Annotated in this window: 14 protein-coding genes and 1 pseudogene; 9 read left to right on the top strand and 6 right to left on the bottom strand. The window is 73.4% G+C overall.

Going from position 1 to position 14,814, the window contains the following annotated elements:
• Positions 1-132: 132 nt before the first annotated feature.
• The gene (locus tag AMK26_RS31620) at positions 133-1,440 is read right to left on the bottom strand and encodes an SWIM zinc finger family protein (protein ID WP_073758936.1); all 1,308 of its coding nucleotides are present in this window, start codon (positions 1,438-1,440) and stop codon (positions 133-135) included.
• A complete protein-coding gene (locus tag AMK26_RS31615) occupies positions 1,437-4,367 on the bottom strand; it encodes a DEAD/DEAH box helicase (RefSeq protein WP_073758934.1) in 2,931 nt (976 codons plus the stop codon). Before AMK26_RS31615 ends, AMK26_RS31620 begins: the two co-directional genes overlap by 4 nt.
• A 259-nt stretch (positions 4,368-4,626) precedes the next feature.
• On the opposite strand from AMK26_RS31615, the gene AMK26_RS31610 reads away from it, so the two are divergent.
• The 4 genes and pseudogenes from AMK26_RS31610 (at position 4,627) to AMK26_RS31595 (ending at position 6,478) form a co-directional block, all read left to right on the top strand.
• On the top strand, positions 4,627-5,724 hold the full coding sequence (locus AMK26_RS31610) for a fatty acid desaturase family protein (protein ID WP_073758932.1): 1,098 nt from the start codon (positions 4,627-4,629) through the stop codon (positions 5,722-5,724).
• An 85-nt stretch (positions 5,725-5,809) separates the two neighbouring features.
• The gene (locus tag AMK26_RS31605; RefSeq protein WP_073759351.1) at positions 5,810-5,992 is read left to right on the top strand and encodes a hypothetical protein; all 183 of its coding nucleotides are present in this window, start codon (positions 5,810-5,812) and stop codon (positions 5,990-5,992) included.
• A gap of 81 nt (positions 5,993-6,073) precedes the next feature.
• Positions 6,074-6,186 (top strand): annotated as a pseudogene (locus tag AMK26_RS38170) (MOSC domain-containing protein); the annotation flags it as partial.
• Positions 6,187-6,283: 97 nt separating this feature from the next.
• Positions 6,284-6,478, top strand: a complete 195-nt coding sequence (locus AMK26_RS31595) for a hypothetical protein (protein ID WP_073758930.1) — start codon at positions 6,284-6,286, stop codon at positions 6,476-6,478.
• Between the two features lie 20 nt (positions 6,479-6,498).
• Here the strand turns inward: AMK26_RS31595 and AMK26_RS31590 are convergent, their stop codons facing one another.
• The 3 genes from AMK26_RS31590 to AMK26_RS31580 all read right to left on the bottom strand — a co-directional run bounded on the left by AMK26_RS31590 (position 6,499) and on the right by AMK26_RS31580 (position 8,623).
• Positions 6,499-7,428 (bottom strand): hypothetical protein, encoded by a 930-nt coding sequence (locus tag AMK26_RS31590; RefSeq protein WP_073758928.1) that lies wholly within the window; start codon positions 7,426-7,428, stop codon positions 6,499-6,501.
• A 96-nt stretch (positions 7,429-7,524) separates the two neighbouring features.
• Entirely contained in the window at positions 7,525-7,857 is a 333-nt protein-coding gene (locus tag AMK26_RS31585) for a hypothetical protein (protein ID WP_079277901.1), read from the bottom strand.
• Between the two features lie 166 nt (positions 7,858-8,023).
• Positions 8,024-8,623, bottom strand: a complete 600-nt coding sequence (locus AMK26_RS31580; protein ID WP_073758925.1) for a class I SAM-dependent methyltransferase — start codon at positions 8,621-8,623, stop codon at positions 8,024-8,026.
• Between the two features lie 162 nt (positions 8,624-8,785).
• On the opposite strand from AMK26_RS31580, the gene AMK26_RS31575 reads away from it, so the two are divergent.
• The 4 genes from AMK26_RS31575 (at position 8,786) to AMK26_RS31560 (ending at position 13,067) form a co-directional block, all read left to right on the top strand.
• Positions 8,786-9,562 carry an MHYT domain-containing protein gene (locus tag AMK26_RS31575; protein ID WP_073758923.1) on the top strand — a complete coding sequence of 259 codons (777 nt, stop codon included), beginning with the start codon at positions 8,786-8,788 and terminating at the stop codon, positions 9,560-9,562.
• Between the two features lie 65 nt (positions 9,563-9,627).
• Positions 9,628-12,204, top strand: a complete 2,577-nt coding sequence (locus AMK26_RS31570) for a sensor histidine kinase (protein ID WP_073758921.1) — start codon at positions 9,628-9,630, stop codon at positions 12,202-12,204.
• Positions 12,201-12,638, top strand: coding sequence for a roadblock/LC7 domain-containing protein (locus AMK26_RS31565; protein ID WP_073758919.1), 438 nt, complete (start codon positions 12,201-12,203; stop codon positions 12,636-12,638). Before AMK26_RS31570 ends, AMK26_RS31565 begins: the two co-directional genes overlap by 4 nt.
• 15 nt (positions 12,639-12,653) lie before the next feature.
• A complete protein-coding gene (locus AMK26_RS31560; RefSeq protein WP_073758917.1) occupies positions 12,654-13,067 on the top strand; it encodes a DUF742 domain-containing protein in 414 nt (137 codons plus the stop codon).
• Between the two features lie 2 nt (positions 13,068-13,069).
• On the opposite strand, the gene AMK26_RS31555 is transcribed toward AMK26_RS31560, so the two are convergent.
• Positions 13,070-13,738, bottom strand: a complete 669-nt coding sequence (locus tag AMK26_RS31555) for a dienelactone hydrolase family protein (protein WP_073758915.1) — start codon at positions 13,736-13,738, stop codon at positions 13,070-13,072.
• 387 nt (positions 13,739-14,125) lie between these two features.
• Here AMK26_RS31555 and AMK26_RS31550 point away from each other — a divergent pair, with 387 nt between their 5' ends.
• Positions 14,126-14,716 carry a GTP-binding protein gene (locus tag AMK26_RS31550; protein WP_073758913.1) on the top strand — a complete coding sequence of 197 codons (591 nt, stop codon included), beginning with the start codon at positions 14,126-14,128 and terminating at the stop codon, positions 14,714-14,716.
• The last annotated feature ends 98 nt before the right edge of the window (positions 14,717-14,814 follow it).

The raw sequence follows: 14,814 nt of genomic DNA, 5'->3' as shown, positions 1-14,814 counted from the left end.
GGCGTCGGGGTCGGGCCGGAGCCGGGCCCCGTCCCGGGGCCCGCGCTCCGGCGGGAGGGGCGTTCCGGCTGCCGGGGCGTCAGGGGGCGCCCGGTGTCAGGCGTTGTCCGGGGGTCAGGCGTTGTCCGGGTGTCAGGCGTGGTCCGCCGGTGTTCCGGCGAAGGCGGCGGCCGGGTCGGGGTCGGGCGGGCCCGCCGGTGTCCAGCGCCCGGACTCCTTGCGGTACGGCCACCAGCGGCCGTCGCGGTCCAGCCGGACCTGTACGCCCGCGCCCGCCACCGTCCAGCGGCCCGGGCGGTCCGCCCGGAGCGGCGGGCGTTCACCGTCCTCCCACGCGGCGGCGAGCTGAGCGGTGGCCCGCGCCAGCAGCTCCGGTTCGGGCGTCCACTCCTCCTCCAGTACGGCCAGGGCATCCGCGCCGCCCAGCCGCCACGCGCGCGTGGCCGGCTCCAGGTCGGCGCGCCGGCGGCCGGTTCCGGCGGCGAGCCGGTCCAGGGCGGCCGGCGCCCACGGTGCGCCGGAGGCCGCCAGCCGGACGGCGTCCTGGCCGGCGCCCAACGGCACCTCCATGGGCCGGTGCTCGTGGCCGTCCGCGAGCGCGTCCGCCAGCAGCCGGTACGCCCGTGCCGCCGCGTCCGCCGCCAGTAGCTCCAGCGCGGCCGGGTCGACGCCCGGCGCGGGACCGGCCTCCGTGTCCAGCGACGGCGGCTCACCGGGTGCCTCCGGCAGCGGGGGCGGCGCGGGCAGCGGCGGGAGGATGCCCGCCGCGGCGAACGCCTCGTCCGCCCGTACCCCCTCAGGTCCGGGAGCGGCCGTCTCCTGCCCGTCCTGGAGCGCCCGGTCCGCCCGGTCCGCCTTTCCCGCCCGCGCCACACTGCGCACCTGCAACTCGTCCAGCAGCCGCCGCTCCCCGCGGCCCCGCATCAGCAGCAGCACGAAGGGATCCTGGTCCAGCAGCCGCGCCACCTGGTAGCAGAGCGCCGCCGTGTGCGGACAGTGGTCCCACGCGTCACACGTGCACTCGGGTTCCAGGTCGCCGATACCGGGCAGCAGCTCGACGCCCGCCGCCGCCGCGTCCTCCACCAGGTGCGGCGGCATGTCCCGGTCCAGGAGCGCGGCGATATGACCCGCCCGGTCCACGGCCATGTCCAGGAACCGGTCCCACTCCTCCTCGGTCAGCTCCTGCAGCAGCACATCACTGCGCTGCGCGGTGCCGTCCCGGTCCTTCACCACCGCCGTGATCCGCCCGGGGCGCACCGACACCGCGCCCACCGCACCGTCCCGGGCCTGCTTGCGACCCTTCTTCAACTGCTGGAGGTCGAGCGCCGTGTCCTCCAGCGCCTTCAGCCACGCCCGTCCCCACCAGGTCTGCGCGAAACCCCGGCCCCCCGCGGGAGGCAGCGCCGCGAACGTACGCTCCATGTCCTCGTCACGACTCATCGCGCGTCCCCCCGCACCTCTCGCACTCCACGCAGTTCCACCAGTTCCGCCAGTTCGGCGTCGGTCAGTTCGGTCAGCTCGCTCACGGCGTCGCCCTCGCCGGCGCCCAGCACGGAATCGGCCAGTTCCTTCTTGCGCGCGAGCATGCCCGCGATCCGGTCCTCGATCGTGCCTTCCGCGATCAGCCGGTGGACCTGTACCGGCTGGGTCTGGCCGATGCGGTACGCCCGGTCCGTGGCCTGCGCCTCGACGGCCGGGTTCCACCAGCGGTCGTAGTGCACGACATGACCCGCGCGCGTCAGGTTCAGGCCGGTGCCCGCGGCCTTCAACGACAGCAGGAAGACGGGGACTTCGCCGGCCTGGAAGCGGTTCACCATGGCCTCCCGCTCGGCGACCGGAGTGCCGCCGTGCAGGAACTGGGTGCGTACGCCCCGGGCCGCCAGGTGCTGCTCCAGCAGCCGCGCCATCTGTACGTACTGAGTGAACACCAGCACGCTCGCCTCCTCGGCGAGGATGGTGTCGAGCAGCTCGTCCAGCAGCTCCAGTTTTCCGGAGCGGTCGGCGATCCTCGGCCGATCCTCCTTGAGGTACTGCGCCGGGTGGTTGCAGATCTGCTTGAGCGCAGTCAGCAGCTTGACGACGAGGCCCCGGCGTTCCATCCCGTCCGCCTCCGCGATCGCCGTGAGGGTCTCACGTACGACCGCCTCGTACAGGCCCGCCTGTTCGGCGGTCAGCGACACCGCCCGGTCGGTCTCCGTCTTGGGCGGCAGTTCCGGGGCGATCCCCGGGTCGGACTTGCGGCGGCGCAGCAGGAACGGCCGTACCAGGGACGCCAGTCGCCGTGTGACCGCCGGATCGGCGCCGCCCTCCACGGCCTGCGCGTACCGGCTCCGGAAGGTGCCCAGGCGGCCCAGCAGACCCGGTGTCGTCCAGTCGAGGATGGCCCACAGCTCGGAGAGGTTGTTCTCCACGGGGGTACCGGTCAGCGCCACGCGCGCCTTGGCGCCGATGGTGCGCAGCTGCTTCGCGGTCGCCGAGTACGGGTTCTTGACGTGCTGCGCCTCGTCGGCGACCACCAGGCCCCAGCCCACCCGCGCGAGCCGGGCCGCGTCGAGCCGCATCGTCCCGTACGTCGTCAGGACGAACTCACCGTCCGCCAGGTCCTCCAGGTCCCGCCCGGAGCCGTGGAAGCGGCGCACGGGCGTGCCCGGGGCGAACCTCTCCACCTCCCGCTGCCAGTTGCCCATCAGGGACGTCGGGCAGACGACCAGGGTGGGGCCGGCGGCTGACACGTCCGTCTGCCGGTGCAGGTGCAGGGAGATGAGAGTGATGGTCTTGCCGAGGCCCATGTCGTCGGCGAGACAGGCGCCGAGCCCGAGCGAGGTCATCCGGTGCAGCCAGTTCAGACCGCGCACCTGGTAGTCGCGCAGGGTCGCGGCAAGGGCGGCGGGCTGCCCGATCTCCTGCCGGCCCGCTTCCGGCCGGCCGCCCTCGGGGTCGGCGAGCCGGTCACGCAGCGCCTGGAGCCACCCGGACGGCTGTACGTCGACCTGGTGGCCGTCCACCTCGGTGGTGCCGGTCAGTACGGCGCCGAGCGCGTCGATCGGCGTGACCTTGCGGTCCTGGTGGTCCCGCGCGCGCCGTGCTTCCTCCGGGTCGATCAGCACCCACTGGTCGCGCAGCCGCACCACGGGCCGCCCGGCCTCGGCGAGCCGGTCCAGCTCCGCCCGGGTCAGCTCCCGGTCGCCCAGCGCGAAACGCCAGTTGAAGGCGAGGAGCGCGTCGGCGGACAGGAACGACGGCAGGGCCGACCCGCGCCTGCCGTGCCGGTCGCCTTCCGTGTGCTCGTCGGCGTGCGGGTCCTCGTCGGGCGGCCCGATCACGGCACGCGCGGTGAGCGAACGGGCCAACTGCCGGGGCCAGTGCACCTGGACGCCGGTGGCGGCCAGCGCCCGCGCGGCCCCGCCCAGCAGCTCGGTCACCTCCTCGTCGGCCAGGTCGACGGCGTCCGGTACGGAGGCGGACATCAGCGGGGCGAGCGGCGGCCACGCGCGCGCGGCGCGGCGCAGCGCGAGCAGCGCGTCCATCCGGGCGCGCGGCCCGAACCCGTCCCCGGCCGTGCCCGACCACACGTCGGCGGCGTCGGCGACGAGCGCGGGGTTGCTGACGCCGTGCATCTGGAGCACGGCGCGGAAGGCCGGGTCCTGGGCCGTGTCCAGCCCGCGCACCTCGACGCGCAACGACAGCCGTACGCCCGCGTCGTGGCCCGCCGCGACGTCCGCCGCCCAGGCCCGCTGCCCGGGCACGTGCTGCGGCTCGTACGCCGCGAAGGCCGGGCTGCCGGTCGCGAGCGGAGCCGCGGGCGTGCGCGGCAGCGTGTCGGCGACCGCGTCCAGGAAGGACCGCAACAGCCGCTCGGGTTCGGGCAGCAGGACCATGCCGTCCGCCGTGGTGCCCATGGGTACCGCGTGGGCGTCCGGCGGCATGGAGGCGGCGAGCGTGCGCACCCGCTCCAGGTCCTCCGCCGCGAGCGGGCCGGCTCGCCACGCGTCGTGGTCGGTGGCGCTGAGGCCCGGCAACAGCAGTCCACGCGCCACGAGTTGGAGACCGAGCAGGGTGGCGGCGCCCCAGAACGCGGCAGCGGGGGAGGCGTCCACGGCGCGCCCGGCGCGGGTCAGTACGGGCAACGCGTCCCGTACGGGCAGCATCAGCGCGCGTACGGAAGCCGGACGCCCGTCCGGGGTGACGACGGACAACTCCTCGACGGAGCCGCGGCCGTCGCCGGACGGGGGTTCGGCACCGTCGGCGAGCAGGAACGCGAAGCGTCCCGTGCGGGGCGGATCGGCGGGCAGGAAGACGGTGGAGCAGCGGGCGAGTCGGGACACATCGGGAGTCTCGTGGGGCGTTGTTTCCGGAAGCCTGTGCACAGCGCTGACGCATTCCTCAAATTTGACTAGCAGGGAGTCGAAGCGCCGAGGGTACCGGAGGACCCCTGTGTGACGTGGGCGAATGCGCCGTGACATAGCCCACGTCGCGGGCGGGGTGCAGGCAGCACCACCCCAGTACCCTGGGAAGCCCCACCCCGTATCGGGGTGGTGGTGCCATGGCTCTGGGCGATCGCTCATCCGTACGTTCATCAGGTCGGCGCACGTCTGCGCACGAGACCTAATCAGACCCGGAGAAGCCATGCCACAGGCCACCTCTGCCCTCACCATCCCCGCACCCGCACCCCCTCCCACACCCACACCCGCTCTCGCGCCGGAGAAGCGCGGCTCCCGCAGCGAGTTCGCACCCCTGCTCCGTACGGTCAAGGACCAGGGGCTGCTGGAGCGGCGCACCGGCTGGTACGCACGGGGTATCACCGCCAATCTGCTCGCCCTGACGGCTGTCGCCGTCGGCCTGCTGCTGTTCGGGCACTCCTGGTGGTCGCTGCTGCTCGCCCTCCCCCTGGCCGTGCTGTCCGCGCGGGCGGCCTTCTTCGGCCACGACGCCGGGCACTCGCAGATCAGCGCCGACAAGGGCAGGAACCGCCTCATCCAGCTGCTGCACGCCAATCTGCTGCTCGGCATGAGCCAGGAGTGGTGGAACGACAAGCACAACCGGCACCACGCGAATCCGAACCACGAGGAGAAGGACCCGGATGTCGCTCCGGACGTCCTCGTCTTCAACGAGCACCAGGCGGTGGGACGCACCGGCTTCCGCGGCTGGCTGGCCCGCCACCAGGCCTGGCTGTTCTTCCCGCTGACCACGCTCGAAGGCCTCGCCCTGAAGGTGTACGGCTTCCAGGCGCTGTTCTCCAAGGACGGGCCGCGCCAGACCCCGCGCCGGCGCCTGACCGAGGGCGGCCTGCTGATCGCCCACGTCGCCGGATACGTGACCCTGCTGCTGACCACCATGCCGGTGGGCCAGGCGGTCGTCTTCGCGCTGATCCACCAGATGCTGCTCGGCCTGCACCTGGGCATGGCCTTCGCCCCCAACCACAAGGGCATGGAAGTGCCCGACCCGGACGGCGAGCCCTGGGGCCACCTGCGCCGGCAGGTGCTCACCTCCCGCAACATCCGCGGTGCGGCACTGACCGACTGGTTCCTGGGCGGCCTGAACTACCAGGTCGAGCACCACCTCTTCCCCAGCATGCCGCGCCCCCACCTGCGGCTCGCGCAGCCCGCGGTGCGTGCCCACTGCCGCTCCCTCGGCATCCGCTACACGGAGACAGGGCTGGTCGACTCGTACCGCCAGGCACTGGGACACCTCCACCAGGTCGGTACACCGCTTCGCACGGCCTGAGCGGCGGATCCTGGAACCGGCAGGCTCGATCACGCGTTCACACAGAAGGAAGCGGCCGTGGCCGGCCGTGAAGGAGGCGTCGAACATGTCGACAAGGACGAAGATCGTCATCGGGGGAGTGGCCGTGGGCCTTCTCCTGTGGCCGTTGATCGGATTCTGGATGTCCCTGCTGGTGCTGATCGGCGTCCCCGCCGTCGCCTACCTGGCACTGGACCCGAGCCAGCGGCGTCGGCTGCGCCGCGTCAGCCGCAAGGAGCTCGGCCGCTGATCGCCCGCCCGGTGCACGGTGGTCAGGGGACGGCCGGAAGGCGGGAGCCACCCGCGCGCGATCATGGATGATGCGCCCGGCGGCGACGTACACGCGGCGTGACGGTCAAGCACCGGTCCCGCGTGGCACAGGACCCGGCGCAGCCCAGCCTCCGGCAAGTGCACCTCATCCATGAGGAGCTGTGCGAGGAGGTCGAGGTCGAGCTGCCGGCAGGCCCGCACCGCCCCTCGAACGGGTCTGATCAGGGCGTCCGTGGGTACCCGCCCGGGCGGAACACCGGAGGGAGACACCATGGACGACAAGCGGTTCGACGGCGCGGGCGAAGCGGGGCCTGGCGTACCGAGGGACCTGCCCGACGAGCAGGCCGGCAGCGGACCCGACCACTGGGACCCGGATCTGACCGAGGAACCGGACGCCGGCGCTGCCGAGCGGACGCCCGCGGAGGACACGCCCGAGGACGGCGCCCCCGAGGAGCCCACCGCCTGAACGGACGGCGGACGTGCTCGTCAGGCCGGACGTACCGCCATGTCGTCGAGCGCGGCCAGCAGGGCGGGAAGGTTCGGACCGCGACCGATCGGCAGTACCTCGCGGGGCAACTCGTCCAGCAGTACGAAGGCGATGTCGTCGGTCCTGGCCACCACGGACCAGCCGGGCCCGTCCGCCCGCAGCGTCCGCGCCCCACCGGGGGCGAAACCCGACCGGACCCGGCCGGGCGGGGGCGGCACCTCCAGGTAACCGCGCAGCTCCGCCAGAACGCGCCGCAGTGCGCCGTGCCCGTCGTCCCCCGGTGCACCGGATGCCGGCGTACCGGGCGTCCGCTCAGGCTCAGCCGGGGGCCGCGTTCCGGAGAGCCCGCCTTCGGGCAGCCGGTCGCCGGTCGTGCCCTGCCGTTCCGCCAACGCGCCGCCGTCGCCGTCCGCCGGCTTGGCGAAGTCGTCCTCGCCGAGCTGGTCACGCCAGGCCATCCACTGGAGGGCGACCTCGTCCGCGCCCATCCGGCGCTGGGCAGGCCCCCATTCGCCGGGGTCCGGCGGCGTCAGCGGCTTCCGCTCGCCGGGCGCCGTCTCGGGATCGTGCGGCGCGGGCACGTGCGGCGCGGCGACCGCGAGGGCCAGCGGCCAGCCCGGCAGGGCAACGACGACGCTGCGCTCGTCGGGGGACAGGTCGTACTCCATGCCGCAGTCCCAGGAGGCGATCGCCACCGCGACCAGTGACACGTCGTCGATGACGACCGTCCACCGGGCGCCGTCACCGTCCTGGCCGAGCACCAGCCCGTACCCCTCGGCATACGGTTCCAGCCCGAGCGCCGCGCAGGCCTCGGGATAGTCGTCACCGAGCAGGCTCGGGAACTGCGCGGGTGTCAGCAGCACGGCGGTCAGCACGTACAGTGCGTCGTCCTCCGCGTCGCCGACGCCCACCGGTTCCGTCCCGGTCATGGCCGCCTCCCGTCCCGCTCCCAACGTTCGTCGGCGCACCTTAACCAGCGAGTAACCTCCTCGTCGAGGGCCCGTCCGCCCCGGACCACGACGACGTCACGCCGCGGGCAGTCCGAGAAGCCCACGGGCGACGGTCTGCGGGGACTCGTCCCGCTCCCGGGCGAGGGCGATGACCGCCCGGCAGGCCAGTTCGCTCACCCCGAAGGACAGGGCTTCGGGCGACACCCAGCCTTCCGCCTCGTCGATCGCCTCCTGGTCGTCGTCCGCGCACGCCGCCACGTACGCCGCGGCCGCCTCGAAGATGTTGTGCTGACGGCCGCCGTGCCGCCCCGCGCCGGCGCCGTCCTCCCGCTCCGGCGCCGAGCGACTTCCACCGGCCCCGAACCAGGACGTGAAGGAGCTGAAGAACGTGCGGAGTCTGCTGAACACCGGGCCCACCTTCCCCCTGCGCGGCGGCGCGCTCACCGCCGGTCTTCCGACTGTGAACCTCCAACGTAGAGTCCGGCCCTCGACCGCAGAAGGGGAGGGCGAGGGCGGCCGGATGTCCATAGGACCCGCGCGGCGACGTGATGTTCGCGGACGTGCGCCCGACGCGTCAGTCCCGGCGTACGGCGAGGGCGAGGAAACGGTCGTCCTCGTCCGCGTACGAGACCATGTGCCAGCCCGAAGCCGCCAGCAGCGGGCGCAGGTTCGGCTCCGCGCGCAGATCGTCGTCGGTGAGCCGGCGCCCATGGCGGGCGGCCAGCGCCGCGCGGCCCACCGGGTGGAACAGCGCCAGCCGGCCACCCGGTCGTACGACCCGGGCCAGCTCCCGCAGGTCCTCGGCCGGCCGGGCCAGGTGCGAGACGAGCCCCGCCCCGAAGACCGCGTCCAGCGCCCCGTCGCGCAGCGGCAGCCGCCCCACGTCGGCGAGCAGCAGCGCCCCGCTGCCGTCCCGCCCGGCCCGTACCGCGGCTGCCAGCATCGCCGGCGTCAGGTCCGCACCGATGACCGTCCCCCGCGGCCCCACGGCCTCGCGCAGCGGCGGCAGCGCGCGGCCGGTTCCGCAGCCCGCGTCGAGTACGGCGTCGCCCGGGCGCAGCCCCATCTCCGCGACCGCAGCGGCGTACGCCGGACCGTCGTCGGGGAACCGCGCGTCCCAGTCCGCCGCGCGGGCCGTGAAGAAGTCCTGCACATGTGTGTGGTCGTCGGCCATACGGACATGATCCCTCACCGACGTCGCCGACCATACGGTGCACATGTTCGAGCGTGACGCGTGCGTGGAGTGATCGTTCAGGAACCTCTCGCTGTCATATTCCGTCTGCTTTCGAAACGCGCCCCTCGTGTGCGCCCCCTGCCGGTCTAGCGTCCCTGAGCCATGGGACACCTGGACCACGCCACCTTCGGCTGGCTGACCCCCGTGCTGTCGTACGCGATGGCCTGCATCGGCGCCGCCCTCGGGCTGCGCTGCACCGTACGAGCGCTCGAAGCGACCGGAGCCTCCCGCCGCAACTGGCTGCTCACCGCCGCCTCCGCCATCGGTACCGGCATCTGGACCATGCACTTCGTCGCGATGCTCGGCTTCGGCGTCGCCGGCACCGACATCCGCTACGACGTCCCGCTGACCCTCTTCAGCCTGCTCGTCGCCATGCTCGTCGTCGGCGGCGGGGTGTTCGCCGTCGGATACGGCCGGGACCGCGTGCGGGCACTGCTGCTCGGCGGGCTCACCACGGGCCTCGGCGTGGCCAGCATGCACTACCTGGGCATGGCCGCCCTGCGCCTGAACGGGACGGTGGGCTACGACCCGCTCCTGGTCGCGCTGTCCGTCGTCATCGCGGTCGTGGCCGCCACGGCCGCCCTGTGGGCGGCCCTCAACATCACATCGCCCCGCGCGGTCACCGTCGCCTCCCTCGTCATGGGCGCCGCCGTCAGCAGCATGCACTACACCGGCATGCTCGCCGTCCGGGTCGATGTCGTCCCGTCCGCGGGCGAGCTGCCCGGGGCCACGGCGATGCAGTTCATCTTCCCCCTCGCCGTGGGCCTCGGGTCCTATCTGTTCCTCACCTCCGCGTTCGTCGCGCTCTCCCCGACGGCCCGGGAGCGCGCCGACTACGCCTCGGCCGAACGGCCCACCGAACCGGCGGCCGCCTCCTGAACACCCCTTCCCAAGCCCCTCAAGGGGACGCCCCGCCACCAGCCCGCACCCGGAACGAGGAGGCCATGCCAACCCCCCGTACGACCCACGGCCCTACGGCCCGCCCCGGACGGCGGCGGGCGCACGCCGGCCCGCCGGCCACGGCACCGGCAACGCACGCACCACGGGCACCACGTGCGCTACAGGCACCACGGGTACCACGCCGAAACCGGCGGTACCTGCGGCCCAGAACCGTACGCGCCAAGATCATTTCGTTGCTGATGGTGCCCGTCGTGTCCCTCCTGGCTCTGTGGGGCTTCGCCACGGTCACCACCGCACAGGACGTGGCCCGGCTGCGCGAACTGCACCGCGTGGACGAGCGGATACGCGAGCCGGTGGCCGTCGCTGTCACCTCCCTGCAGGCCGAACGCCGCGCCGCCGTACGCCAGGTCGCCGCGCCCCGCACCGGGGCAGCCGCGACCGCCACGGAACTCCAGCAGCAGGCCCGGCGCACGGACGCCGCCGTCGCGAAGCTCCGCCTGGACGACCGGCACACCGTCGCGGACGGAGGCGACCTGCCGGCCGAAGTGTCCGGCCGGATACGGAAGTTCACCGACCAGGTCCAGCGGCTGACCACGCTCCGTAAAGCGGCCCTCGCCCGCACGGCACAGTGGGACACCGTCTACACGAAGTACACCGCCACCATCACGGCGGGCTTCGAGGCGAGCGGCGCCCTCACCGGCATCCAGGACGCCACGAACGGGTCCCACGCGCGCGTGCTCCTCGAACTGTCCCGCGCCGGTGAGATGCTCGCCCGCGAGGACACCCTGCTGACCTCCGCCCACCTCACCGACGACTTCACCGCCCAGCGGCTGCGGCTGTTCACCGGCGCCGTCGAGACCCGCCGTACCCTCCTCCAGTCCGCGACCGCCGACCTTCCCGGCCCCGAACGCGACGCCTGGCACCGGCTCTCCGCACAGCGCGCGTACCGGCAGCTCACGGACGCCGAGAACGCGGTCGCCGCCGCCCCGGCGGGCCGCCGGGCCGCCACCGCCGTTCCCGCCACCGCCTGGGACCGGGACCACACCGCCGTACGGGACGCACTGGCCGCCCTGGAGACCGACGCCCGCCGGGGCGCCGCCGACCGCGCCGAGACCTTCGCCGGCGGCCTCCTGACCCCCTCCGGCGCGGCCGTCCTCCTGGGCCTCGCCGCGGTCGCCGCCTCCCTCGTCATCTCCGTACGCATCGGCCGCGCCCTCGTCGTCGAACTCGTCACCCTCCGCAACACCGCCCTGGAGATCGCCCGCCGCAAACTCCCGCACGCCATGCGGCGGCTGCGCGCCGGCGAAGAGCTCGACATCCACGCCGAAGCGCCGCCGGGACGATCCGCCCACGACGAGATCGGCCAAGTCCGCGAAGCCCTCGGCACCGTGCACCGGGCAGCGCTCAGCGCCGCCGTCGAACGGGCCGAACTCAGCCGCGGCATCTCCGGAGTCTTCGTCAACCTCGCCCGCCGCAGCCAGGTCCTGGTCCACCGGCAGCTGAACCTCCTCGACAGCATGGAACGCCGCGTGGACGACCCGGCCGAGCTCGGCGACCTCTTCCGGCTCGACCACCTGACGACCCGGATGCGCAGACACGCCGAGAGCCTCATCATCCTCTCGGGCGCCGCCCCCGGCCGGGCCTGGCGCACGCCCGTACCGCTCACCAACGTCGTACGGGCGGCGGTCTCCGAAATCGAGGACTACGCGCGCGTGGAGGTACGGCAACTCCCCGAGGCGGCGGTCATCGGGGCCGCCGTCGCGGACCTCACCCACCTCCTCGCCGAACTCGTCGAGAACGCCGCCCAGTTCTCCCCGCCGCACACCAAGGTCCGCGTCACCGGCGAACCCGTCGGCAACGGCTACGCCCTGGAGATCGAGGACCGCGGTCTGGGCATGGGCAAGGAAGCCCTGGAACAGGCCAACCACCGCGTCGAGCACTCCGAGGCCCTCGACCTCTTCGACAGCGACCGCCTCGGCCTGTTCGTGGTCAGCAGGCTCTCCGCACGCCATGACATCAAGGTCCATCTCCGCACCTCCCCCTACGGAGGCACGACAGCCGTGGTCCTGCTGCCCACCGCGCTGCTGCAGAGCGCCCTCCCGGCCGGCCGCGCCGAGGCCCCGGCACCATCCGCACCCACACCGCCACCCGGATACGGCAGGCCCCCGCGCGTCCCCGCGCACGCGCACGCCCGTACGGTCCTCCCCACCCAGCACGAGGAGCCCCCGCCCGCACCCGTCGCCACGCTCCGCCCGCCACCCGCCCCGGCCGCGCCCCCGGCCGTCGACCCCCCTGCCGACCCCGCCTCCTCGGGCCCCGCTTCCTCGGGCCCCGCCCCCGGCCCCACCCCGGGCGGCGACCAGGGCGGCCTGCCCCGCCGCGTACGCCAGGCGCACCTCGTCCCGCAGCTGCGCGAGGCGCCCACGGCGCGCCAGGACCCGGCCGCGGACCCCGATCACGACCCGGCCGCCGGCGAGCCCTCCGGACGCACCCCCGAGCAGGTCAGGGCCCGCATGACGGCCTACCACGACGGCTGGACCCGCGGCGCCGCCGCACCCGGCGCCACCCCCGCCCCGCGCACCCGCATCCGTACCCGTACCGGCGAAGGAGACGAAGGATGATCGAGCACGAGAGGATCGCCCCCCACCGCCCGTCCGGCGAACTGGACTGGCTCCTGGACGATCTCGCCTCGCGCGTACGGGACGTACGCCATGCCGTCGTCCTGTCCAACGACGGCCTCGCGGTCGGCTCCTCCAGTGCGCTCACCCGCGAGGACGCCGAACACCTGGCTGCCGTCGCGTCCGGCTTCCACAGCCTCGCCAAGGGCACGGGCCGCCACTTCAAGGCAGGCGGCGTACGCCAGACAATGGTCGAGATGGACGAGGCGTTCCTGTTCGTGGCCGCCGCCGGCGACGGCTCGTGTCTGGCCGTACTGAGCGCGGCGAACGCCGACATCGGCCTGATCGCGTACGAGATGGCCCGCCTCGTCAAACGTGTGGGTGAACACCTGCGCACCCCGCCGCGCGTCACCACCACCCCGTCCTCCGCCGGCTGACCGGAGACACGCGCCATGACCGAGGACAGCGGCACCGGCCCACAGGTGCGCGGCGTCCACTGGTACGACGCCGACGCCGGGCCCCTCGTCCGCCCGTACGCGATGACCGGAGGCCGTACCAAGCCCGGCCCGAGCAACGTACGGTTCGACCTCATCGCCCTCGTCGTCGTCGACGACAGCCCGCACGGCACCGCCGAGGAATCCCTCCTCGGCCCCGAACACCGTGCCCTTCTCTCCCTGTGCCGTTCCGAGACACAGTCCGTGGCCGAACTGGCCGCCGACGCCGACCTGCCCGTCGGCGTCGTGCGCGTCCTCCTCGGCGACCTCCTGGAAGCCGGTCACGTACGGGTCAGCCGGCCCGTTCCGCCCGCGCAGCTGCCGGACGAACAGATCCTGCGGGAGGTGATCGACGGCCTGAGAGCCCTATAGGATCATCCGTCCGGCCCGCTCTCCGGGCTCATGCGGAGGAACCAGTCCCGTGCGGCGCCCGCGGCTTGCTCCAGCGTCCCGGGTTCCTCGAAGAGATGGGTGGCTCCCGGAATCACACGGAGCGTGCACAGGGCGGACAGTTGCCGCGCCGCCTCTTCGTTCAGCCGCAGCACCTCCTGGTCATGGCCGCCGACGATCAGCAGTACGGGCGCCCGTACGCCGGCGAGTGCGGCGCCCGCGAGATCCGGGCGGCCACCGCGCGACACCACGGCACGGACCCGCTCCGGCCTTTCGGCGGCCGCCACCAGTGCCGCGGCCGCGCCCGTGCTGGCACCGAACAGGCCCACCGGAAGATCGCCGGTGTCCGGCCGGTCCTGGAGCCAGTCCACCGCCGCCGTCATGCGCCGGCCCAGCAGCGGGATGTCGAAGCGCAACTCGGCGGTGACCACGTCCACGCGCTCCTCGTCCCCGGTGAGGAGGTCCATGAGCAGGGTGCCCAGCCCCGCCTCCTGGAGGACCTCGGCCACGGCGCGGTTACGGGGGCTGTGCCGTGAGCTGCCGCTGCCGTGGGCGAAGGCCACCACACCGCGGGCCGCGCCGGGCAGGGCCAGGTCTCCGGCCAGGCCGACCTCACCGACACCGATGGAGACCGCCTCCGAAGCCGTTGCCATGGGTGCCACCTCCCGTGCTCGGTCCTGCGTCGCGCCCGTCGGCCCGGAAGCCGCGCCCGCGCGACCCCCGTACGGTCGTGCCACCGGGTACCCATGCCTCTCGGACGGATGCCCTGGATGGATGCCCTGGACGGATGCCCTGGACGGATGCCCTGGACGGATGCCCCGACCGGAGGGCTCTCCCACGCCGACGGCCGGCCGCCACGCGGAGTCGAATCGCGTACCCATGTGAACATCTCATGGGTCGACAACAGTCACATCGTTCAAAAAGCGATCGCATCGCCCGCGACGGCCGTCCCGGTTGCCATACTGCTGACCTCGCCCAGAACGCATGTACTGGTGCCGGCCTTTTGCCGACCCCGAGCCCACTCCTGAGAGGAGTGATCGATGGCCTCCGAGCGGTCCGACACCACCGCCCTCGCCCTCAAGATTCTGGTCGCCGGCGGTTTCGGGGTCGGCAAGACGACCCTGGTGGGCGCGGTCAGCGAAATCCGGCCCCTCCGTACCGAGGAACAGCTCAGCGAGGCCGGGGAACTGGTCGACGACACCGGGGGAGTGGACCAGAAGACCACCACGACTGTCGCCATGGACTTCGGCCGCATCACCATCCGCTCCGGACTGTCGCTGTATCTCTTCGGTACGCCCGGACAGGACCGCTTCTGGTTCCTCTGGGACGAACTGTCCCAAGGAGCCCTGGGCGCTGTCGTCCTCGCCGACACACGGCGCCTGGAGGCCTGCTTCCCGGCGGTCGACTACTTCGAGCACCGCCACATACCGTTCGTCGTCGCGGTGAACTGCTTCCCCGGGGCGCGGGCCTACGGAGCGCACGAGGTGTCGCGCGCGCTCGACCTCGACCGCGGCACACCGGTCGTCCTGTGCGACGCGCGCGACCGGGACTCCGGCAAGGAAGTCCTGGTACGACTCGTCGAGTACGCGGGACGCATGCACACCGCCCGGATGCTCGACTCGGTCTCGTAGACACGCTGTCCTACGCCGACGGGCCAGGCGGCCGCCCTCGGGCGCCGCACGGGGTGCTTGCCCTGCTCACGTCAGTACGCAAGGCTTACCAGGCAGCG

Source organism: Streptomyces sp. CB03234, assembly GCF_001905885.1.
Lineage (GTDB): Bacteria > Actinomycetota > Actinomycetes > Streptomycetales > Streptomycetaceae > Streptomyces.
This window is presented reverse-complemented; position numbering and strand designations above follow the sequence as displayed.